Here is a 21,805-nt window from a genome sequence, read left to right as displayed (position 1 = left end):
CGATTCAGCGACGATTTTAAGGTATTTTTTTTGCAATGTCAATTACTTAGCGTGGCCCGACCCTGTTCTACTGTTCTAGCGCAAACGGCCATGCGAGGATTCCGCCTTCCATGACCTTGACATTTTTCCAGCCGTTGGCTTTCAGAAACAGGGATGTCTCATAGCCACGGAGGGATACCTTGCAGTAGCAGATAATTTCTCTTTCCTTATCCTGAGGAAGTTCATCCATGCGGCTGCGGACTTCGCCGAGGGGGATCAGTTTTTCTCCGATGCCAAGATGTATCATGTCGTATTCGTGCTGCTCACGGATATCGAGAATAAAGGGGGTTTTCCCGTTATCGAGTCTGCTTTTTACCTCAACGGCGGATATCGACTCCAGCCGGCCTTTCATCTTGTTGCCGAGGCTGTGGGCGGTGGCAATCAGGTTGTCGATGGCCAGAGAAAATGGTGGTGCATATGGCAGGTCGGCATTGGACAGATCCTCTACGGTCAAATTTCCCTGGATGGCCATGGCGGCCTGGCCGATCTGCTTGCTGACATCGCCCAGACCCACACACTGAACGCCCAGGACTTTTCCGGTAACCGCCTCTGCGACCATTTTGGTGACCAGGGGCTTGCCGTTCATGAAGGCGGGTTTGTCCGGGCCGGCTGTTATCACAGAGATGATGTTAAACCCGGCAGCTCTGGCCCGGGTTTCGGATAACCCGGTTGAGCCGGCAGAAAAATCAAATACCTTGCAGATACCGGTTTGAATGGTTCCCGGAAAGGTAACCCGGTTGCCTGCTGCGGCATTCTCGCCGGCGACGCGTCCCTGAAGGTTGGCCAGATCACCCATGGGGGCAAAGGTTTTGTTGCCGGTAATTCGATTATTGACCTCAACGCAGTCCCCGATGGCGTAAATGTCCGGATCGGAGGTCTGCATGTATTTGTTGACATCGATTCCCCCGAATTTTCCGATGGAAAGTCCTGCTTTCCGGGCCAGCGTTGTATTTGGGCTGACGCCGATGGCGATTACTGCCAGCTCGCAGGGCAGCGAAGTTCCATCGCTCAGTTTTATCGCCTCCAGTTTTTCCTTGCCGATAAATTCGGAAACCGCCAGATCCGTAATCACCTTTGCGGTTTTGCTGCGGACATGGTTTTCAACCAGTTTGGCAAGTTCCCAGTCCAGAAATGTCAGCACCTGGGGCAGCATTTCAACCACGGTTACCTGGATGCCGGATATCTGGAGGGCTTCGCAGACTTCTATGCCGATCAGCCCGCCGCCGATGACAATCGCCTGTTTTATGGCCCCCTGATCCCTGGCGGTTTTCAGGTAATCCACATCGGGCATGGAATGCATCGTTGAAATGCCGGGCAGGGTGTTGCCGGCAATGGGGGGCAACTTTGCGCGGGCTCCGGTGGCGATAATCAGCTTGTCATAGTCGAAGCGGGTTATTTCACCGGTTTTCAGGTTCTTACAGGTGACGGTGTGATTTTTTCTGTCGATCTCTGAGACTTCGGTTTCGATAAAGGCCTGGATGCCTTTGGAGGTTTGAAAAAAATCAGGGTCTCGGATGATACCGTAAGCCGTTGATATCAGACTTTTCCGGTCTTTGACTTCGCCGCTTACATAATAAGGATAACCGCATGATGCCATGGAAAGATCCGTATCTTTCTGGATGATGGTGATGTCGGCATGCTGATCCAGTCGACGGGCTTTTGCGGCCGCTTTAGGACCTGCGGCAGATCCGCCGATAACAATAATTTTTTTTCGATTCTTCATGATGATCCTTCCTGTTACGTTCCGTTATGTTTGTGGTATTTTTTTACGATTGTATGGGGGTGTCTGCATTTATATTTTCAATATATTACCCGGAATGTCTATCAGACAACATTATAATATTTAACTTATTGATTTTACAAATAAAATTTTTATGTCTAATACAGCCTGTTCGCCATTGCCCGTAATATATCCAAAAAATATGACAAGCATGTGTGCTTTGACGGGAGAACCGGATCGATGTACCGGATCTTCCGGTTGAAATTCGAACGATGAATCATTTGTCATCCGATTTTTCGAAATCTTCGGGCCGGTCTCCGGGTTACGGCGTCTCACCGTATCTGGATCGTGAGTCTCTGGTTAAACGCTTGAACCAGTCGAAGTGGAATAAGGCGGAGGTGGCCCGGCAGCTGGGTGTGAGTCGGACAGCTGTCTGGAAGTACATGAAAAAATGGAATATTTTTTTAAAAAGAGTTTTCTGTGCGCCTTGAGCGAAGCGGGCGGTAAATATGTCCGGTAAAAAGATTTCGTTTTTTTGACAGCCTTCAACGGATAAGGCACGGAGGATGTTTTCGGAAAATAAACGCTTTCGAGCACGTTGCCTCTAAACTTGTTATAATTTGCCGCTGCGGGCTTTTGGTGTTGATTCTTTCTCTGTTGTTTGTTTATGCTGGCCTTGATTCGGCCATTCTCAAATGGAGCTATATTCCGTATCCCTAAAATCCTTATTCTATATCACACCGCTGATGTATATACCGGCATTGTGCCGGTGATGACTGGCAGCCAATAAATAATCCGTATGATATTCAGGGAGGTTATGAATTAACCATGTCGATTTTGTTTGATACCACGAAAATGAATAACATGATTCTGAAAAACCGGTTTGTCCGTTCGGCAACATGGGAGGGAATGGCGACCGGCGACGGGTTCTGTACGCCCGAACTTACCCGGTTAATGGAGGCGCTTGCCGAGGGCCGGGTGGGAATGATTATCACCGGCCATGCCTATGTTCAGCGTGACGGGCAGGCTGGCCCCGGGCAGCTGGGCATTTACTGCGATGAGCAGGTGGAAGGCCTCAGGCAGATGACCGGGGCGGTTCATCATGCGGGTGGAAAAATCGTTCTGCAGCTGGCGCATGCCGGGTGCCAGGCGGTAACTCAGCTGACCGGGCACCCGGCCAAAGGGCCTTCCTCGCCGGCCGGAGAACCTGATGGTGACGTCCGCGAGATGACGCGGGATCAAATCCGTCAGATGGTGGAATCATTTGGTGACGGCGCACGTCGTGCTCTGGAAGCCGGCTTTGACGGGGTGCAGATTCATGCTGCTCACGGGTACCTGCTGAATCAGTTTTTGTCCCCTTATTTTAATAAACGTACCGATGAATACGGTGGCAGTCCGGAAAATCGCTATCGATTGATCGTGCAGATCTATCGCAGGGTTCGGGCAATCGCAGGAAAGGATTATCCGGTATTGATCAAACTCAATTCGGAAGATTTTCTGCCGGATGGTTTCAGCCTGGATGAGATGATACGCCTGTCGGGCGTACTCGAAAAAGAGGGGATCGATGCCATTGAAATGAGTGGCGGGACGCGTTATTCCGGTAAATACATATTTTCCAGGCCGGGGAAAATCGCTTCAGAGGATGAGGCCTATTACCGTAAGGCGGCCATTCGGTATAAGCAGCAGATCCATGTGCCGTTGATCCTGGTCGGCGGAATCCGGTCTTTTCCGGTGGCTGAAGCGCTGGTAAACGATGGCGTGGCCGACTATATATCGCTGTGCCGTCCGCTGATCTGTGAGCCGGATCTGATCCGGCGCTGGGAGTCCGGTGACCTTCGAAGTGCCGCGTGTATTTCGGATAATCTGTGCTATGGCCCGGCCCGGGACGGTAAGGGGATTTTTTGCGTCACGCGGGAAAGGCTGGCAGCAGGCAGTAAGAAGTAGGGAGTAAACAGCTATCCGGTGACAGAGGACAGAGGTCAGAGAACAGATAGCAGGCAGCTGTTTTCTGACCGCTGTCCTCTGCTTTTTGACCTTTGTGCCCTCTGCTGACTGAATTTTATCCGGGAAATTTGCAAATTCGGCGTATTCTCCCCGCGATTTGGCCTGTCAGAAGAGGGTGAGCCCTAAAGGAGATGACCATGAATCCTGAACGCAAACGCGCGGTTCTGTGTCCCGGTTGCAACAAGCTGATCAGCAGCGATGAATCCCGCTGCCCTTACTGCGGCATGCGCAATCCGGGCGCATGGTGGAAACACACGGCCTTCATCAAAGGATTCAAAGATGCGCAATGGTATGTTCGAATTATCATTTACATGAATGTCGCCATGTATTTGATATCGTTAATTATTTATCCGAGGGAATCCGGGTTTCGGTTTGATCCCATGTCCCTGGTTTCCCCCTCGAATCAGAATCTTCTGCTGCTGGGAGCCACCGGAACGGTTCCCATCGACCGGCTGCACCGCTGGTGGACCCTGATTTCTGCCAATTATCTTCACGGGGGGATCTTTCATCTGCTGTTCAACATGGTGGCGTTTCGTCAGATAGCCGCTCTGATTGTTCAGGAATATGGCGTTTACCGGATGGTATTGATCTATCATGTTTGCGGTATCTGCGGGTTTTTGCTCTCGTATCTGGCCGGAGTTTCCTTTACCATCGGCGCATCGGCCGCTGTCTGCGGCCTGATCGGTGCTGCCATGTATTACGGCAAAAGCCGGGGCGGCACCTATGGACAGATGATTTACAAGCAGACCGGCGGCTGGGTCATCTCCATTATCCTGTTCGGAATGCTGATGCCGGGTATCAACAACTGGGGCCATGCCGGAGGATTTGTTTCGGGTGCGATTCTCGCCTTTTTGCTGGGATATCATGAAAAGCGGAAAGAAAATCTGGCCCATAAGATGCTTGCCGCCGCATGTATGACCGGTACCGTCGGGATACTGATCTGGTCGGTGATGCAGGCACTGGCCTATTGAGATGGCAAAATAAAAAGTTCAGGCTCAGGGCGGCTTAAATTCTGCGGAATGCGCGATACCTGAGCGCGCCTCATAAACAATCCGGCAGATTGACACGCTGAGATCGGGTTGATAAACGCAGACTTCGAAAAGACTTCTTATTGATTGAAAATATTTGAAATTCGAAATTTCAGTATTGACAGTCTTCGACGAATAATGAAGAATTGTCAGCTGCTATCCTACGGCATAAATGAATTGCATATCCTTGAAAAATTTTCTATATGCTTCCAGAATTTGTTTATTGCAACACCATTGGTGGCAAGGGGTTTCCCTCTTTTGTCAGATAACGTCCAAGTCAATAAAAAAGGATTATAATGAAATTGAAAAGTACTCTTGAAAGATGGACAATTCAGGATTCTACGGACCTTTATCAAATTCAGAGCTGGGGGGCAGGTTATTTCAGAATTTCCGAGGACGGTAATGTGACGGTCAATCCGGTTCTCGATAAACCGGAATTGTCTGTCAGCCTGATGGACATTGTGTCCGGTATCGTAGAACGGGGCTATGAAATGCCGGTTCTGCTTCGCGTCGAAAATATTCTGGAGTCCCAGATCAGTCAGCTTCATGAAAGTTTTCGTGCTGCAATAAAACAAAACAACTATCAAGGTGACTTTAAGGGGGTATATCCTATCAAGGTCAATCAGCAGCAGCAGGTCATCGAGGCGATCACCCGTTTCGGCGCCCGTTACCATCACGGCCTGGAGGCCGGAAGCAAGGCGGAACTGATTGCCGCCCTTTCACTTCTCGAGGATAAAGAAGCCTGTCTGATCTGTAACGGCTATAAAGATAAGGATTTCGTCGATCTGGGCCTCTATGCCGGCAAAATGGGATTTAAATGCTTTTTTGTGGTTGAGATACCCCGCGAAGTGGATCTGATTCTCGAACGCTCCAGAGCGCTCAATATCCGTCCCCTGATCGGCGTCCGGTTCAAGTTGTCCACTCAGGCCGGGGGACACTGGACCGAGTCCGGGGGGGACCGGAGCATTTTTGGCCTGAATACGACTCAGATTGTGGAAGTCATTGAGAAGATAAAAGAAAATGATATGCTGGATTGCCTGCAGCTGCTTCATTATCATCTGGGATCACAAATTCCCAATATCCGGGACATTCGTTCAGCGGTGCTGGAGGCTTGCCGGGTGTATTCAGGCATGGTCAACGAAGGGGCCGCCATGAAGTATTTTGATATCGGTGGCGGCCTTGCGGTGGATTATGACGGATCTCACACCAATTTTACCAACAGCCGCAACTACACGCTGGATGAGTATTGCTCAGATATCATCGAGTCCATCATGTCCACACTGGATGAAGAGCATGTAGCGCATCCGACCATTATCACTGAATCCGGCCGGGCCACGGTCGCTTATTATTCGGTGCTGCTGTTTAATATTCTGGATGTGAACCGTGTTGAGGATCTGACGCTGCCGGAAAAATTTCCGGAAGATGGGCCGGAAGAGATCCGGAATTTAATCGAAGTGTTAAATACCCTGTCGGTAAAAAATATTCAGGAATGCTTCAACGATGCAATTTATTATCGGGATCTGGTCCGGCAGCTGTTCAGGCATGGTGAAATTTCCCTGCGGGAGCGAAGTCTGGCTGAAAAGATTTTCTGGCATATTGTCAAAAAAATCAGCCTGAATATAGAAAATATGAAATATGTTCCCAAGGATCTGGAGTCGATTGATGTGGCCCTGTCCGATACGTATTATGCAAATTTCAGCGTATTTCAATCTCTTCCGGATTCCTGGGCCATCGGCCATCTGTTTCCGGTCATGCCCATTCACCGGCTGGATGAAATGCCGACCTGTAAGGCCATTCTGGCGGATATTACCTGCGACTGTGATGGAAAAATTGACCGGTTCATTGATATGCACGGGGTCCGGCACGCCCTTTCGGTTCATGAACTCCAGGAAAATAAAGATTATTATCTGGGGGTATTTCTGGTGGGGGCCTATCAGGAAACGCTGGGAGATCTGCATAACCTTTTCGGAGATACCAACGTGGTCAGCATCCGTGTGGAAGAAACTGGTGAATACACGTTTGTTCGTGAACAGGAGGGAGATTCCGTGGCTGACGTGCTCTCATATGTGGAGTTCGATGCCAAAAACATGGTGGAGCGGGTCCGCAAGACCGCCGAAGAGGCGGTTCAGGAAAAAAGAATTACGGCTCAGGACCGCCGGGATATCATGCGGGCCTATGAGGATGGTTTGCGCGGCTATACTTATTTTGAGCGATGAGAAAATTTTATCCACAGATTTCACGGATTATGCAGATTTAAGGAACAATTCCATTGATTAATCTGTGCCAATCTGTGAAATCATGTGGATGAGAGTGACCTTTTAACGGCTCAACGGTATCAGGCTTCCGGGAGAGGCTGCGTCAGGGGATCCTATCGCTTGTGCCGTCGTTTGAATCGTTCGTGCAGTTCATCCAGTTTTTTCTGCTGATCCGGGTTCAATTCCTTTTTTATCCGGGCAATGCCCTGGGCGATAATCCCTTTCATTTCCTCTCGGGTTTTACGAAAATGATCTCGGGTTTGCGTCTGGATCTGATCCACGATGGCTTCGATCCGGGGCTTCTGGTCCGCGGTCAGATCCAGTTGCCGGACCAGGCGTTTCATGACGGTCATTTTTGCCGTTTCAGGTTTTCTGTGGCCGGAAAATTGATATTTTAAAAACAGCCCGGTCCCCAGGGAACCGATGAGTGCTCCCAAAAAAAATATCAGAACGATACCCGTGATAAATTTCCATTTTTTCATATTCTCACCTCATGGGACGAATAATTGGGCCAGTGTAATCTCTTCGGTATCTTCAAACAGGCTGAACACCTCATGGTCGGCCAGTATGTCCAGTTGTGTCAGGCAAAAGGCCGCAACGAGAATCAGCACCAGCGCCGCCGGGGACAAACGCCAGACAACCTGTTCAAACCACATAAACACATCTGCTCCGGAAGGCAGCGGCCCAAGGCTCCGGATACGGTCCATGACCTGCGCGCACCGGATATCCCCGGCATCGGTTTTTCCCTCCAGCTGATATGTCTGCCGGAATATGGATGTCAGCTTTTTTATTTTTTTTTGAATCAATGTCTTCCCCCTTCGGTTTCTTCAATCCATGGTGTCAATATTTTATGAAGTTTTTTCCGGGCGCGATAGGATCGGATTTTTACGTTGGCAATGCTCCATCCCAGAAGTTGGGAAACTTCTTTTCCGCTCAGCCCCTCCAGATGCACCAGTTCGAGAATGATCCGTTCTTCGGCGGATAATTGGTTCAGTGCGGTATCCAGAAGCTCCCGGGCTTCTTTTTTCCGCACAATGTCATGGTATGACAGACTCGATTGATCGGACAACACCTGTTGAAGCCAGTCCTGATGCCGATCGCTCAGTTCGCTCATGGGCCTTTCCCTGGATCGGTATCGTTTTCTCCAGAAATCATAACAGGTCCGGACGGCAATGACGGACAGCCACGGTTTGAAGCTGTCTTTTTTTTTGTAATTCGGCAACGCCTGATAGGCACGCACAAAAACATCCTGAGCCGCTTCGTCGGCATGGCTTCCGGGGATATGTTTTCTGATAATTTTCATCACATGCCCCTGATATTTTTTCAGCAGATATTCAAAGGCGTTTACATTGCCGCCAATGACCTGTTTGACAATGTCATCATCTGCTACGCATGTCATATCCCATATCCCGCTGCATCACTTTATTACACCATTTGAAATTTCAGACGTCCCTTTATCGGGTGATACAATGCCTTGACAGCCTGGAAACACAGTCGGATAAAATCTTTTTTTGCGGGGGATGCAAAGAGATTTTATCCGATGTGTTTCAGACAGCCGAATTCTACCATTATTCGCGGAAGATGTCTTTTCTCATTTGTCTTCGTTCCCGCATTTTGTTCAGATGCGTTGTTTTCAGCTGTTCATACTGGTTTAACTGATCCGGAGTCAGCACGGATTTTACGCTGGACATGACGGTTGCCCGTGATACCATCATCTCTTCCAGTAACGGAGACAGCTGCTGCCAGGCCTGACGCACTCCGGTTTCATTGAATTGATCCGTACTGATTGCCGAATGAAGCTGCTGTCTGGCTTCATGGAGTCGAGCCCTGATCGCTTCAGTTTCTTCCTGATGTTTGGTAAGGATCTCATTTACTCTGGTTTGTTGAGACTCGGACAGGTTCAGGCGGTTTAACATCTTCATGCCGAAATTCCTTTTCCCCGTCATCGGATGATCAAACGCTTGAACACTTGCGGAGGATATCCCCAGAAAGAGGATTGAAAATACGAGCAGGCCGATTCGTTTTTTAAAGGTGTGTTTCATGATGTCCCTTCCTTTTTCGTTCTATGTGTTTTTTTGCTGTGAATTTTCCCTTTATCATCCCAGTCGTGGATGGCTTCGGTAAAGTTACAGATTTAATGTCCGGAAGAGGAAAAATAATAAATCCGAAATACCGGAGTTGTACGGGGACCGATGAAAGGTTGCAAATGGCACGTCCCGGTCTTGCCGCAGTTAGCTATGGATTATTTCTGTCCGATTGGTATAATACGGAAAATATTATAAAGATTGCGGCATGGGCTGCCAGGCAGGAGGCGAATGAAAAAACAAGGCATCAGGTTCGATACTGTTTTGAAAAAAATTTTTACGGCGATGATGATTCTGGCGTTGATCACAGGCGTTGTTCTGCCGGCAACGGCCTTTGGGATCACCATAAAACAGGAAGAGGCACTTTCCGTTGAATTTATGAAAATGGTTCGAGAGCGGTATGAATTTGTGGAAGATCCGGATATTGTCAATTATGTCAATTCAGTTGGCTGCACCCTGACCAGCGTGCTTCCGCCTCAACCGTTTCCGTTTCATTTTTACGTTATCCGGAAAGACGAATTCAATGCCTTTGCGGCGCCGGCGGGTCATATATTCATATTCACCGGTCTGCTCAAGGCCATGGACAGCGAGGAGGAACTTGCCGGAATCATGGCGCATGAGATTGCTCATGCAACCTGTCGCCACATATCCGAGAGTATCGATCAGTCTAAAAAGACCCAGATCGTCTCTCTTGCGGGTATTGCCGCAGGCATACTGCTCGGAATTGGCGGTGCGGGTGAACTTTCTCAGGCCGCAACCATCGGTTCACTGGCCGGAGGCCAGTCGATTGCGATGGCATACAGCAGAGAATATGAATTTCAGGCAGACCGGTACGGAGCAACCTATGTCACTCTTGCCGGATACGGGCCTGAGGGATTTCTCCATTCATTGGAAAAAATTCAGAACAGAAACTGGTTCGGAGACGAGATCCCGACGTATCTGTCCACTCACCCTCCGGCAAAGGAGCGGCGTAATCATATCGTGGCCTGGCGGGAACGGACTCAGCTTTCCGGCGCATCGGTCGATAATCCCGCAAGACCTGATGTGTTCGCCAGAACGCATACCCGGATTATTGCCCTTTACGGGGATGAAACTCTGGCGATGAATCAATTCAGGAATGCCATCGCCAAAGAACCGGAAAACGCCATGGCCCATTACGGCTACGGATTGATTCTGGCCAGAACCGGAAACCGGAAAGATGCCATTACCCATTTGAAAGCAGCGCTCGAAGCAAAAGCGTTGGATCCGTATATGCTCGGAGATCTGGGGCGTATTTACTATATGGATGGTCAATATGAGCATGCGCTGGATTTGCTTGATTTCAGTGCCCGGCCCCCGTCGGCCACGGTTGAGAGTCTGTTTTATCTCGGCAGCTGCCAGATGAAAATGGAAAAGCTGGATGAGGCGGAAAAATCGCTTCTTGCGCTGTTGAAAAAAGATCCGGAGTATGTAAATGCATTCCACGTTCTGGGCGAAGTCTATTACAAACAGGACCGGAAGGGCGAATCTCATTATTACCTGGGACTGTATTATCAGGATAAACGGGAGTTTAAAACGGCTATATTTCATCTTCAGCAGGCCTTGAAACTGACAACCGATCCGGACAGGAAAGAGAAAATCGAAAAAAAACTGGCGTCAATGCAGAAGAAAACAGTAAAAGATCGAAACGGACCGGGGAAGCCGGATGCAAGCCAGCATTCCGGTTTCTGACGTTTTTCGGGGCAATTCAGCCCCTCTCATCCTTCGGCGCTGAAACGGTGGATAACCCCGCATCATATATCTTCGAACGATCCCCTTTCATAATCAAAGGCGCTCGCTCAAGCATCAGCCTTGACGCCGGCCCCGGGTATGCGGCAGCCACAAATTTTGTGATATCCGGGCAAAAAATTTTATCTATACTGTAACCTTTTCTGAATGGCATCCGACTTAAGCCATTACATGCCGCAGGATGCAGATAAGTTGTCTTGATCTGCCGGTATCTGCGGTTTGACGGCCGTAATCAACCGGGGGCTTGGCTCTGTGACCCCGGATCCGCCGGCGCAGTATCGCAAAATGAGGAGCGAAAACCGACGCCGGTTGCAATAACAGGATTTAAAATCCGTTTATAAAAAAAGGAAGAATGCTCATGAAAGCGTTTACGTTTATCCAGCAGCGGTTTCCCAAACGGGCGTTGATCATGTTGGCTGTGACAGCCATATTTGCAAGTACCAGCGCCTTTGCGCAAGGAAGGCCTTTGAGGGGCAGAGACCTTCAATATCATGGAACTCACGCCGGGAGGGTCATTCCGCGTCTTTCGGCCGGATTTTACACCGTGATGGTGGCGGGACTGACCTATTTTGTCCTCAATGATATTTACTATCGTAAGGTTCCAGCCGGCTATGAAGCGGTTGCCGTACCGATGCCGGTTGCCGACGTTACAAAAGGCCATGGCGTAGTCACGGCTGCCGGACAGGTGGCGGTTACCATTCACCTGTTGAATGTCCGGTCCGGACCCGGAAAAACACACGGGGTGATCGGGACGGTGCAAAAGGGTGACCGGCTTGCTGTCATGGGACAGGCGCCGGGCTGGTTGTATGTGAAATTACCGTACGGCGGGTTTGGATGGGTCAGCAATCAGTATACCCGGAGCGCAGGGCCAAAACCGCTCGGGTAAAGTGAAAAACGCTGAACCATTAGTATTGTTTGTGGGGATATTTTTATGGTAATAACGAAAAATTATTCTATATTAGGAGCGGTTAATGGCCATCAGCCATCAGCTGTTTTTATTGGTTTTCAGACTTTCTCGCATTCTGATTTAAAAAATTTGGTGAAGTACCTGTTTTGGGTCAGCTGTGAATCAGGAATCGATATATGAAAAATAAATTTATTGCGGGGGCATGCCTTTTGATAGCGGCCCTTTTTTTAACGTCCTGCTCAGGATTCAACTCCGGAATCAGGCCTGATTCCATGGCCGATGTGCCGAAGGCGTATTCTTTATACGAAAATGAAGTGAGCGGATTTCCTCAGCGATGGTGGCGGCAGTTTGACTCCCCGACGCTCGATTCGCTGATCGAAGAAGCCCTCTCCGGCAGTTTTTCTCTGAAGGAGGCCTGGGCGCGGCTGAAACAGGTAAGGGAGCTGGCGGTTCAATCAGGCGCCGGTCTGTATCCGGATCTTAATGCTACCTCCGGTGCATCCTGGACGCGGCAGAACGCCGACAGCGTGTCCATGGAACGTGAGTCAAAGGATTTTTCACTGGGCCTGGCCGGCAGTTATGAGCTGGATCTGTGGGGACGGATTCGTTCCGGGCGGCAAGCCGATCTGCTGGAGGTGTCTGCCAGCCGGGAAGAGATCAGCACGGCAGCGATGACACTGGCGGCAGGGGTAACCAGCCGATGGCTGGATATCATTTCGCAGACCATGCAGCTCGGGGTGCTGGAAAAACAGCTTCAAACCAATACGACCTATCTGGAACTGATCGAACTTCGATTTCAGAATTCTATGGCAACGGCACTGGATGTGTTTCAGCAGAAACAGATCGTTGAAAAGATCAAGTCCCAGATTCCGTCCGTGGCGGCTCAAAAACAGCTGCTGGCGCACGAACTGGCGGTATTGATCGGAAAACCGCCACAATATGAACTGAACATTGAAAATAACTTCCTTCCGGATCTGATCCCGATTCCGGCGGCCGGGATTCCCGCTGATCTGCTGTCAAAACGTCCGGATATCCGGGCCGCAGGGTTCAGGCTCCAGGCCGCGGACTGGCAGGTGGCTGAAGCACGCGCCAACCGGCTCCCGACCATCAGTCTGTCTGCTCAGGCCTTGTACTCTGCCGATCAGCTGGACCTGATTTTTGATAACTGGCTGTTGAATCTTGCGGGCAATCTGGTCGGGCCGCTGATTGATGGAGGACAAAGATCATCCGAGGTCAGACGTCAGCAGGCGGTCGTGGATGAGAAACTGGCAGCCTATCGGCAGACCGTCTATACGGCCATCAAAGAGGTAGAAGATGCGCTGGTTACCGATTGCCGGAAACAGCAGCGCATCACGGCGCTGGAATCTCAGATTGATGCTGCCCGCAAGGCGCTTGAAGAAGCCAGACAACGATATTTCAAAGGGGTAAATGACTACCTTCCGGTGTTGACCCAGTTACTGGCGGTTCAGGGACTCGAGCTGGATCTGATTCAGGAGAAAACTCAGTTGCTGACTAACCGGGTTGGGCTTTACCGGGCGTTGGGTGGAACCTGGACGGACGCGTTGAAAGATGAGCGCCCCTTCGGGGCTTGAGGGCATTAACATCAGATGAACGAAAACAGGTCATATGAATACGGAAAATAATGTTGAAATGATGGAAAAAACGAGTCGCTGGAAACTGGTATTGAAGATACTTCTGCCTTTGCTGGTTCTGGCTGTTGGTGCCGCGGGGGCGTATCAGATGAGCCGGACCGGACCGGAAGCCCAGCGCAAGAAACCGGAAAAACCGCTTCCCATAGTGCAGATAATGAGGCTTCAGGCATCCTCCGAACGCGTCGTGGTGCCGGCCATGGGCTCCGTTATTCCCGCCATGGAGCTTCAGCTCAGGTCCCGGGTATCGGGGCATGTTGTCTCCGTTCATCCGGAATTTACAGAAGGAGGCATTGTAAAAGCCGGTGAAGAAATGGTTCTGCTCGATCCGGAAGACTATCGCCTGGCGGTGGAAAAACAACAAACCCGGGTTGTCAATGCCCGATACGCTCTTCAACTGGAAATGGGGCAGCAGTCAGTTGCCAAACGGGAATGGCAGATTGTCAACGCGGGCAAGCCGGTAGATGGCCCGGTAAATGGCATGGATAAGGCGCTGGCTTTGAGAAAACCACATCTGGAAAATGCGCAGGCCGATCTGGCTTCGGCCGAGGCAGATCTGAAACAGGCCCGGCTCAATCTGGACCGCACCCGGGTCATAGCGCCGTTTAATGCCGTGATCCTTGCAAAAAATGTCGCAAAAGGCTCCCAGGTATCCACGCAGGACGAGCTGGCACATCTGGTGGGAACCGATGAATTCCGGGTTCAGGTGTCCATCCCTGTGGATGCCCTGAAATGGATTGCGGTTCCCCGAAAAGCCGGTGAACCGGGGGCGGTGGCGCGTGTTTTTTACGGGAATAATTCCGGTGCTGTCAGTGAGCGTGTCGGGCAGGTCATCCGTCTGCTGGGAGAGCTGGAAACCGAGGGGCGAATGGCCCGGATTCTGGTTGCCGTAAAAGACCCCCTGGCACTGAACGTATCCGGTGAACAAAAGCCGCCACTTTTTATCGGACAGTACGTCCGGGTGGAAATCGACGGCGTCTATCTGAAAGAGGTATTTTCCATACCGCGTTCTGCTTTAAGGGATGACTCCCGGATATGGATTGCCGGAAGCGATGGAACCCTCCACATCCGGCCCGTGGATACGATCTGGCGGGATGAACACAGAGTTATCGTAAAAGACGGACTTCAGGAAGCAGAAAACCTGATCATCTCCGATATCGCGGCTCCCGTGGAAGGAATGCCGATACGGACGGAGTGAAAAGGTCAGAGTTCAGAGGTCAGAAATCAGTGGCAAATTGTTAATTGTTTTTTATTCAACCCTCAACCAATAACTGATAATAACCAACCACCATGAAACAAACAGATAACAACGATATATCCCGCGGTCCCATTGCCTGGATGGCCGGAAACAGTGTGGCGGCCAATCTGGTGATGATTGTGTTGTTCGTGGGCGGACTGATTTTCGGTATCCAGATGAAACAGGAAGTGTTCCCCGAGTTTGACACGGATTCGGTTACCGTGACGGTGTCCTATCCCGGCGCAAGCCCTGAGGAAGTCGAACAGGCCATCATCCTGGCGATTGAAGAGGCGGTTCAGGGCCTTGACGGTGTCAAGGAAATCAGTTCCTCGTCCAGTGAGGGCTCCGGGGTGGTAACTGTGGAAATGCTCGTGGGAGAAGATATTCAGAAACTGGCCCAGGACGTCCAGAGTGAAGTGGATCGCATTACCACGTTTCCGGAAGAGGCCGAGCAACCCCAGGTGGAGATAGCCACGCATCGCAGGGATGTGGTATCTCTGGCGCTTTATGGTGATCAGAACGAACGGGTTCTTCGCGAAACTGCCGAGCAGATTCGGGACGGGCTGCTTCAGGACCCTGGCATTACGCAGGTGGAACTGGACGGTGTCCGTGATTTTGAGATCCGTATTGAAGTCCCTCAGGCAAATCTGCGGACGTATAATCTGACCCTGGAGGATATTGCCGACCGGGTGAAAAACGCTTCCGTAGAACTTCCCGGAGGCAGCCTGAAGACCGAAGGCGGTGAAATTCTGGTGCGGATGAAGGAACGCAGGGATTACGGCAGAGAGTTCGCCCGGATTCCCATTATTACCACCAGTGACGGCACCCAGGTCCGGCTCGAAGATATCGCCACAATCATCGACGGGTTTGAAGACTCGGACCGGTTTGCCACGTACAACGGCAAACCGGCCGTCATGCTCGATGTCTACCGGGTAGGAGACCAGACGCCCATCAGTGTATCGACAGCCGTTCATGATTATATCAAACAGTATCGGCATACCATGCCGCCGGGGCTTGAGGTGGCTACCCAGAACGACAAATCCGAAGTTTACAGGCAGCGGGCGGAGCTTCTGCTTGGCAACGGATTTCTCGGCCTGATCCTGGTATTTATTCTGCTGGGACTGTTTCTGGAGGCCCGGCTGGCCTTCTGGGTGGCGATGGGAATTCCCACATCATTTCTCGGGGCACTTCTTTTTCTGCCGTTCATGGATGTCAGCATCAATATGATGTCCATGTTTGCATTTATTGTGGCGCTGGGTATCGTGGTGGATGATGCCATCGTGGTGGGAGAAAATGTCTATTTCTACCGGCAACAGGGACATTCCTACATGAGGGCTTCCATTCTGGGGGTCAGGGAAGTGGCAATGCCGGTGGTGTTCAGCATCCTGACCAATGTGGTGGCATTCATGCCGCTTTATTTTGTGCCGGGCATTCCCGGAAAGATGTTCAGGACCATACCGGTCGTTGTGATTACGGTGTTTCTGATTTCCCTGGTAGAAAGTCTGTTTGTCCTGCCGGCGCATTTAGGGCATCAGAAGAAGCGAAGTCCCCGGGGTGTTTTCGGCTGGTTGCATCGGGGCCAGCAGCGATTCAGTAACGGGTTTTCCCGGATGATTCAACAGGTGTATGCGCCGTTTCTGGAAAAGACGCTTGCCTGGCGATACCTGACACTGGCCATCGGGCTGGTGGCTTTGCTGGTGGCACTGGCTTATGTGAAAAGCGGCCGGATCGGTACGGCTTTATTCCCCCGGATCGAATCGGATTTTGCCTATGCCGAGGCCGTTCTTCCCTATGGCTCCTCGGTTGTAAAAACCGGGGCTGTCCAGAACCAGCTGGTTGAGGCCGCCATGAGGGTCGCATCTGAAAACGGCGGGGACCTTCTTGTGAAAGGTATTTATGCTCAGATCGGGGGAAGTTCTAGGATTTTAGGGACCTCCGGCGGTCATGTGGCCAGTATCCGGGTGTATCTGACCGCATCTGACGTTCGTCCTGTTCAGACAGGCGATTTTATCAACCAATGGCGCAATGAGACCGGTGATATTCCGGGGCTGGAAAACCTCGCGTTTCGTTCCGATATTGGCGGACCCGGATCAGGAGCGGCACTGACGGTCGAACTGAGTCACCGTGATCTGGACATGTTGAAGACCGCCGGCGAAGATCTGGCAAAAGCGCTGGACTATTTTCCCAATGTCAAGGATATCTATGACGGATTTGCCATCGGCAAACAGCAGCTGGATTTTGTAATCCGTCCCGAAGGCCGGGCCCTGGGATTGACGGCCCGTGAGGTGGCCAGCCAGGTGCGCAACAGTTTTTATGGCGCCGAAGCCCTTCGCCAGCAGCGGGGCCGGAACGAATTGACGGTCAGGGTGAGGTTGCCGGAAAACGAGCGGGTTTCCGAATATCATCTGGAGCAGCTGATGATCCGGACACCGGGCGGGGTAGACGTTTTGCTTCGGGATGTGGTCGATATCAGCAGAGGGCATGCCTACACGGAAATCAACCGGCGGGCCGGTCGTCGGGTTATCACTGTTTCGGCAGATGTGGATCCTCCCAGCCAGGCGGAACGGGTGATTTCGTCCCTGAAATCCGATGCCCTCCCGGATCTGATCAATCGCCATTACGGGCTCCGGTACAGTTTCGAAGGCCATCAGGCTGAAATGCGGGACAGCATGACAAGCCTGGGATTAGGGCTGTGCATGGCCCTGCTGGCCATGTACGGGCTTCTGGCCGTACCGTTTAGAAGCTATACCCAGCCGGCTATTGTAATGATCTGCATTCCGTTCGGAATGGTCGGGGCGCTGCTGGGCCATCTGTTGATGGGCTACAGCCTCAGTGTCATGAGCATGTTCGGTGTGGTGGCCCTGTCCGGCGTGGTCGTCAATGATTCTCTCGTGCTGATTGACTTTGCCAACCGCCGCAGGCAAGGCGGTGATTCTGCCGTCGCCGCCATACATGCGGCCGGAATTCAACGATTCCGTCCCATTCTGCTGACCACCCTGACGACTTTCGGAGGACTGGCGCCCATGATTATGGAAACATCCCGCCAGGCCAGGTTTTTGATTCCCATGGCCATTTCCCTTGGTTTCGGTGTGCTGTTTGCGACCCTGATCACCCTGGTACTGGTGCCGTCACTGTATCTGATTGTGGAAGACGTTCACCAGCTGGCGGGTGTGCCTCAACATTCCGTTCAAAAGCCGTCAGGAATCTGAGGGCAGAGGACAGAGGACAGAGGACAGAAGTCAGAGGACAGAAGTCAGAAGTCAGAGGACAGAGGACAGAAAGCAGCAGACAGAGGACGGGCGGTAAATCCAAAAGAATAGGAAAGAGAGTTCCAGCAAATGACAGATCCAAATTTAATGGCAAAATACCGGAACCAGGCCCAGATGCTTGCGAACAAAGTCAGAAAACGCTACAAGCATCTGCGCAAAGGCTTTGACCGGCAGAATATCGAGGTTTTCAGACTTTACGATTGGGACATACCTGAAATACGGGCTGTCGTCGACTGGTATGCGGGGCATCTGGTAATTGCTGAATACACCCGGCAACAATCCACGCCCGAATGGCTGCCGATGATGGGAGAGGCGGTTGCACAGGCACTCGGGGTTCCTTCATCAGATGTTCATCTTAAAGAACGACGCGTGGGCCGTCAGGACGGAAACCGGTACAGCCGCATCGATAATACAAATAAAAAAATCATCATGTCCGAACGGGATTTGAAGTTCTATGTAAACCCCTACGACTATATCGATACCGGACTTTTTTCCGACCACAGAAATACCAGACAGATGGTACGGGAGGCGGCTGAGGGCAGGGATTTTTTGAATCTTTACTGCTACACCGGGTCATTTTCCTGCTACGCGGCAAAGGGCGGGGCCCGGACCACGGTGTCTGTCGACAGATCGGAAACCGCTGTCAGATGGGCCCGAGAGAACATGGAACTCAACGGGATTGCCGAAGAGGGCAATACGCTGATCAAGTTTCATATATTTGACTTTCTTGAAAAAGCGAAACGCAAAAATCAGACATTTGACCTGGCGGTGGTGGATCCCCCCTCATTTTCAACCAGCAGAAATATACGGGATACGTTTGACATATCAAAGGATCATCCGGTACTGCTCAAGGCGGTTCTAGACGTGATGCGGGACGGCTCCACGATTTTCTTTTCCACAAACCACCAGGATTTTCAGCCGCGCCTGGCACATTTGCAAGTTACCGATGTGGTGGAAATTACGTCGTTCACCATTCCGGAAGACTACGTCAGCAACAAGAAACCGATCCACCGCTGCTGGAAAATCAGGGTGTAGACCGCCTGCGGTTTTCAGCGATCTGTTTTTTCTGCTTTTCCACCCGGCTCCGCCAGTCCATGTCCGTGTTCAGATAGATGTCTGCCAGGCGATTAAATTCCGTTGCCTGCCGGTAGTTGCCCTTCATTCGCCAGGCTTCGGCCAGATAATAGTAGTTTTCCCCGTTTCTCGGATTGAGGCTGATCGCTTTTTCAAAAAAATTTATCGCATTGTCCGCATCGCCATTTTCCAGAAAAGTCTGCCCCTGGCGGGTCAGCTGAAGAGAGGCAAGCATTCGGGGAGAGATCGTTTTTTTTGACTCCTCTGGTGTCTCCTTTTTTGTTTCTTCCGGGGTTTCTCCGATTGCCTCTTCGTGTATTGGCCCGGCTTTTTCTTTATCCGCTGGCGGTGGTATTTGATACACCGGTGGGGATGAGAGGATTATTCGTTTACTGCAGGCGGTTGTAACCAGGGAGAGCAGACAGGCAGCAATTGCCATGAATAAGATGTGTTTTTTACTCACCGGAAAGATTATCCTTTATTGAAAAATTTATAAAATATATTGGGTTGATGCAGCGGGCACTGCTCCTGAGGTACATTTTCTTCCAGGAAAAATTCTTCTGTTGTGTTTCGGCATGCATGACTAACGGCGAGTTTGCCGGATTCTGAACAGATGGTTTTTCGTACCACCCCCTGGGGCATGGCAAAGCAGTCTCCGGAAACATACTGCGGGATTGCACGCATCAGCTCGGCCCAGATGGGAAGGGCGGCGGTTGAACCCGTGGCGTGGATCGAATCGCCATTGTCAAACCCGACCCATACCAGCGCCAGAATATCCGGGGTATATCCGACGAACCACGCATCTTTATACTGGTTGGTGGTGCCTGTCTTCCCGGAAACCGGAAACGAAATGCCCAGATTTTTCAGGGACCGGGCGGTTCCGTCCTCCACCACACTGCGAAGCATGGAATTCATGATAAAGGCTTTGGCCGGGGAAATCAATTGCTCGATATTCATATGCCTGCGGTTGAGAACCCGGCCGCTTTCATCCGCCGCATTTTTCAGTGACAGCAGGTAGGGCTGAAAGCCATCTGCGGCAAAGGTGCAAAAGGCCCCGGCCAGTTCGATCGGGATGACTTCAAATGCCCCCAGAGCAAGGGAAGGGTAGGGCTTGAGGGGCGTTGAAATGTGAAAGCTGCGGGCCGTGGTGATAATTTTTTTCAGTCCCACCTTCATAGCCAGATCAACCGTGGCCAGATTGTATGAATTTTTCAGGGCGGTCCTCATGCTGACCTCGGGTTCGGATACCGGATCAAAATTTTCCGGAGACCATTGTTTCCCATTGACGGAGTAGGATTTCGGGATGTTGGATAAAATGGATGCGGGTGTAAACTGATCGAGTCCGGCCAGATACACAAAGGGCTTGAACGCGCTGCCGGGCTGTCGGCGCGCCATGGTGATCCGGTTAAACTGGCTCTTCGCGTAATCCCGCCCGCCGGCCATGGCCAGAATGTAGCCGGTTTTCGGCTGAATCACGATCACCGCGCCCTGAAGTTTCTTTTCCGGCGATTTGCGTTTCAGTGACGGAATCGATTTTTCCAGGCGCGCCAATCCATTTTTCAGCGCTGTTTCCGCTGCCCGTTGAACCTGGGTATCCAGCGTTGTATAGATGGACAATCCCATGCTGGCCAGGTCTTCCCCGGAATACAGCGTGGTCAGCTGCTCTGAGAGATAATCGATAAAATAGGGTGCTTTTCTTTGATGGACATTTGCCCCGGCGGTTCGCAGCGGGGCATCAAGGGAATTTTTCAGCTGTTTTTCATTGATCCAGCCGTTTTTAAGCATGGATTGCAGCACCTGGTTTCTCCGCTCGCGTGAACGCTTCTGATTCACATAGGGCGAATAGCGGTTGGGGCCTTTGATCAGCCCGGCCATGACAGCGGATTCTGACAGCGAAAGTTCACTGACCGGTTTGCCGAAATAGAAAAAAGACGCCTCTCCGATGCCGTTGATCGAGTCAGGGCCATTTTGCCCGAGATAAATTTCATTCAGGTAGATCTCAAGGATGTCATCCTTTTCGTACATCGTTTCCATGATCAGCGAAATGAGGGCTTCCTTTAATTTTCGGGACAGGGTGCGTTCCGGAGTCAGAAAATAATTTTTAGCCAGCTGCTGGGTAATGGTGGAGCCTCCCTGCCGGATCGATCCGTGTCGCAGATTGGTGTAAATGGCACGGAGAATGCCGACAGGGTCGATGCCGTGGTGACTGTAGAAACGGGTGTCTTCGGCCGCCATGATCGCATGGATCAGATGCCGGGGGACATGCTGGATGGATACCAGCTGCCTTCTTTCCCGATCGGGTCCGAAAAACAGGGCAATTTCTTCAGGTTCAAGCTCCAGGATCGGCACCGGCGTAAAATTGTCCCTGCGGACAATTGAGGTTATTGAATCCCTGTAAAATTCAATTCTTACGGGAAAGCCTTTCCGTGTCCCGGAATGGGAGGTGAAATCATGCAAATATAATTCAACGGCAGAAGGTGACGGGTTCAGCTCACCCATGCGTTTTGGCGAATGCCCGACGTTCCGGTAGCCCAGGTTTTTGAGCTTTTCAAGAAAAAAATCCTTATGGATGCGCTGGCCCGGGTACAGGATGGTGGTATCTGAATAAACCTTTGACGGTATCTGCCAGCGCTGCCCGGCAAACCGGTTCTCAATCTGACTGGAAAGATAAAGACTGTAAACCGCAAGACCGACAGTTACAAAAAACAACAGGGCAGAAAACAGTTTCAGAATCGGTTTCAGGCGCAACTTTTTTGAAGATTTTTTTTTCAT

Annotated in this window: 16 protein-coding genes and 1 pseudogene; 10 read left to right on the top strand and 7 right to left on the bottom strand. The window is 51.1% G+C overall.

The genetic code is table 11. From position 1 onward, the window contains the following. Positions 1 to 67 precede the first annotated feature (67 nt). On the bottom strand, positions 68 to 1,762 hold the full coding sequence (locus PHQ97_08800; GenBank protein MDD4392827.1) for an FAD-dependent oxidoreductase: 1,695 nt from the start codon (positions 1,760 to 1,762) through the stop codon (positions 68 to 70). 338 nt (positions 1,763 to 2,100) lie between these two features. Between PHQ97_08800 and PHQ97_08795 the strand changes: the two are divergent. The 4 genes and pseudogenes from PHQ97_08795 to speA all read left to right on the top strand — a co-directional run bounded on the left by PHQ97_08795 (position 2,101) and on the right by speA (position 7,007). After that, positions 2,101 to 2,250 (top strand): annotated as a pseudogene (locus PHQ97_08795) (helix-turn-helix domain-containing protein). A 337-nt stretch (positions 2,251 to 2,587) separates the two neighbouring features. Next, entirely contained in the window at positions 2,588 to 3,703 is a 1,116-nt protein-coding gene (locus PHQ97_08790) for an NADH:flavin oxidoreductase (protein ID MDD4392826.1), read from the top strand. A gap of 197 nt (positions 3,704 to 3,900) precedes the next feature. Next, positions 3,901 to 4,734, top strand: coding sequence for a rhomboid family intramembrane serine protease (locus PHQ97_08785; GenBank protein MDD4392825.1), 834 nt, complete (start codon positions 3,901 to 3,903; stop codon positions 4,732 to 4,734). 353 nt (positions 4,735 to 5,087) lie between these two features. Beyond that, entirely contained in the window at positions 5,088 to 7,007 is a 1,920-nt protein-coding gene (speA, locus tag PHQ97_08780; protein ID MDD4392824.1) for a biosynthetic arginine decarboxylase, read from the top strand. Positions 7,008 to 7,159: 152 nt separating this feature from the next. On the opposite strand, the gene PHQ97_08775 is transcribed toward speA, so the two are convergent. The 4 genes from PHQ97_08775 to PHQ97_08760 all read right to left on the bottom strand — a co-directional run bounded on the left by PHQ97_08775 (position 7,160) and on the right by PHQ97_08760 (position 9,088). Next, positions 7,160 to 7,528 carry a hypothetical protein gene (locus PHQ97_08775; protein ID MDD4392823.1) on the bottom strand — a complete coding sequence of 123 codons (369 nt, stop codon included), beginning with the start codon at positions 7,526 to 7,528 and terminating at the stop codon, positions 7,160 to 7,162. A gap of 9 nt (positions 7,529 to 7,537) precedes the next feature. After that, positions 7,538 to 7,852 carry a hypothetical protein gene (locus PHQ97_08770; protein ID MDD4392822.1) on the bottom strand — a complete coding sequence of 105 codons (315 nt, stop codon included), beginning with the start codon at positions 7,850 to 7,852 and terminating at the stop codon, positions 7,538 to 7,540. After that, entirely contained in the window at positions 7,849 to 8,445 is a 597-nt protein-coding gene (locus PHQ97_08765; GenBank protein ID MDD4392821.1) for an RNA polymerase sigma factor, read from the bottom strand. The genes PHQ97_08770 and PHQ97_08765 overlap by 4 nt, the downstream gene beginning before the upstream one ends. 169 nt (positions 8,446 to 8,614) lie before the next feature. After that, positions 8,615 to 9,088 carry a Spy/CpxP family protein refolding chaperone gene (locus PHQ97_08760; GenBank protein MDD4392820.1) on the bottom strand — a complete coding sequence of 158 codons (474 nt, stop codon included), beginning with the start codon at positions 9,086 to 9,088 and terminating at the stop codon, positions 8,615 to 8,617. 273 nt (positions 9,089 to 9,361) lie between these two features. Between PHQ97_08760 and PHQ97_08755 the strand changes: the two genes are divergently transcribed. From PHQ97_08755 to PHQ97_08730, 6 genes are all read left to right on the top strand, one after another. Beyond that, complete coding sequence (locus PHQ97_08755; GenBank protein ID MDD4392819.1) at positions 9,362 to 10,840, top strand: M48 family metalloprotease; 1,479 nt, start codon at positions 9,362 to 9,364, stop codon at positions 10,838 to 10,840. 415 nt (positions 10,841 to 11,255) lie between these two features. Next, positions 11,256 to 11,783, top strand: coding sequence for an SH3 domain-containing protein (locus PHQ97_08750; GenBank protein ID MDD4392818.1), 528 nt, complete (start codon positions 11,256 to 11,258; stop codon positions 11,781 to 11,783). 197 nt (positions 11,784 to 11,980) lie between these two features. Further along, complete coding sequence (locus PHQ97_08745) at positions 11,981 to 13,396, top strand: efflux transporter outer membrane subunit (GenBank protein ID MDD4392817.1); 1,416 nt, start codon at positions 11,981 to 11,983, stop codon at positions 13,394 to 13,396. Between the two features lie 34 nt (positions 13,397 to 13,430). Continuing rightward, on the top strand, positions 13,431 to 14,651 hold the full coding sequence (locus PHQ97_08740) for an efflux RND transporter periplasmic adaptor subunit (protein MDD4392816.1): 1,221 nt from the start codon (positions 13,431 to 13,433) through the stop codon (positions 14,649 to 14,651). A gap of 92 nt (positions 14,652 to 14,743) precedes the next feature. Continuing rightward, positions 14,744 to 17,899, top strand: coding sequence for an efflux RND transporter permease subunit (locus tag PHQ97_08735; protein MDD4392815.1), 3,156 nt, complete (start codon positions 14,744 to 14,746; stop codon positions 17,897 to 17,899). Positions 17,900 to 18,028: 129 nt separating this feature from the next. After that, on the top strand, positions 18,029 to 18,994 hold the full coding sequence (locus tag PHQ97_08730; GenBank protein MDD4392814.1) for a class I SAM-dependent methyltransferase: 966 nt from the start codon (positions 18,029 to 18,031) through the stop codon (positions 18,992 to 18,994). Here the strand turns inward: PHQ97_08730 and PHQ97_08725 are convergent. Both PHQ97_08725 and PHQ97_08720 read right to left on the bottom strand, forming a co-directional pair. Continuing rightward, the gene (locus PHQ97_08725; GenBank protein MDD4392813.1) at positions 18,984 to 19,496 is read right to left on the bottom strand and encodes a tetratricopeptide repeat protein; all 513 of its coding nucleotides are present in this window, start codon (positions 19,494 to 19,496) and stop codon (positions 18,984 to 18,986) included. The two genes, PHQ97_08730 and PHQ97_08725, sit on opposite strands and share 11 nt — an antisense overlap. Before the next feature lie 8 nt (positions 19,497 to 19,504). Further along, on the bottom strand, positions 19,505 to 21,805 hold the full coding sequence (locus PHQ97_08720) for a PBP1A family penicillin-binding protein (protein MDD4392812.1): 2,301 nt from the start codon (positions 21,803 to 21,805) through the stop codon (positions 19,505 to 19,507).

It is taken from the genome of Desulfobacterales bacterium (assembly GCA_028704555.1).
Classification (GTDB): domain Bacteria; phylum Desulfobacterota; class Desulfobacteria; order Desulfobacterales; family JAQWFD01; genus JAQWFD01.
This window is presented reverse-complemented; position numbering and strand designations above follow the sequence as displayed.

Bases quoted from the DNA above. Each gene is read 5' to 3' on its own strand.
- PHQ97_08800 (MDD4392827.1), bottom strand. From the start codon at position 1,762: ATGAAGAATCGAAAAAAAATTATTGTTATCGGCGGATCTGCCGCAGGT.
- PHQ97_08790 (MDD4392826.1), top strand. From the start codon at position 2,588: ATGTCGATTTTGTTTGATACCACGAAAATGAATAACATGATTCTGAAA.
- PHQ97_08785 (MDD4392825.1), top strand. From the start codon at position 3,901: ATGAATCCTGAACGCAAACGCGCGGTTCTGTGTCCCGGTTGCAACAAG.
- speA (MDD4392824.1), top strand. From the start codon at position 5,088: ATGAAATTGAAAAGTACTCTTGAAAGATGGACAATTCAGGATTCTACG.
- PHQ97_08775 (MDD4392823.1), bottom strand. From the start codon at position 7,528: ATGAAAAAATGGAAATTTATCACGGGTATCGTTCTGATATTTTTTTTG.
- PHQ97_08765 (MDD4392821.1), bottom strand. From the start codon at position 8,445: ATGACATGCGTAGCAGATGATGACATTGTCAAACAGGTCATTGGCGGC.
- PHQ97_08760 (MDD4392820.1), bottom strand. From the start codon at position 9,088: ATGAAACACACCTTTAAAAAACGAATCGGCCTGCTCGTATTTTCAATC.
- PHQ97_08755 (MDD4392819.1), top strand. From the start codon at position 9,362: ATGAAAAAACAAGGCATCAGGTTCGATACTGTTTTGAAAAAAATTTTT.
- PHQ97_08750 (MDD4392818.1), top strand. From the start codon at position 11,256: ATGAAAGCGTTTACGTTTATCCAGCAGCGGTTTCCCAAACGGGCGTTG.
- PHQ97_08745 (MDD4392817.1), top strand. From the start codon at position 11,981: ATGAAAAATAAATTTATTGCGGGGGCATGCCTTTTGATAGCGGCCCTT.
- PHQ97_08740 (MDD4392816.1), top strand. From the start codon at position 13,431: ATGAATACGGAAAATAATGTTGAAATGATGGAAAAAACGAGTCGCTGG.
- PHQ97_08735 (MDD4392815.1), top strand. From the start codon at position 14,744: ATGAAACAAACAGATAACAACGATATATCCCGCGGTCCCATTGCCTGG.
- PHQ97_08730 (MDD4392814.1), top strand. From the start codon at position 18,029: ATGACAGATCCAAATTTAATGGCAAAATACCGGAACCAGGCCCAGATG.
- PHQ97_08720 (MDD4392812.1), bottom strand. From the start codon at position 21,805: ATGAAAAAAAAATCTTCAAAAAAGTTGCGCCTGAAACCGATTCTGAAA.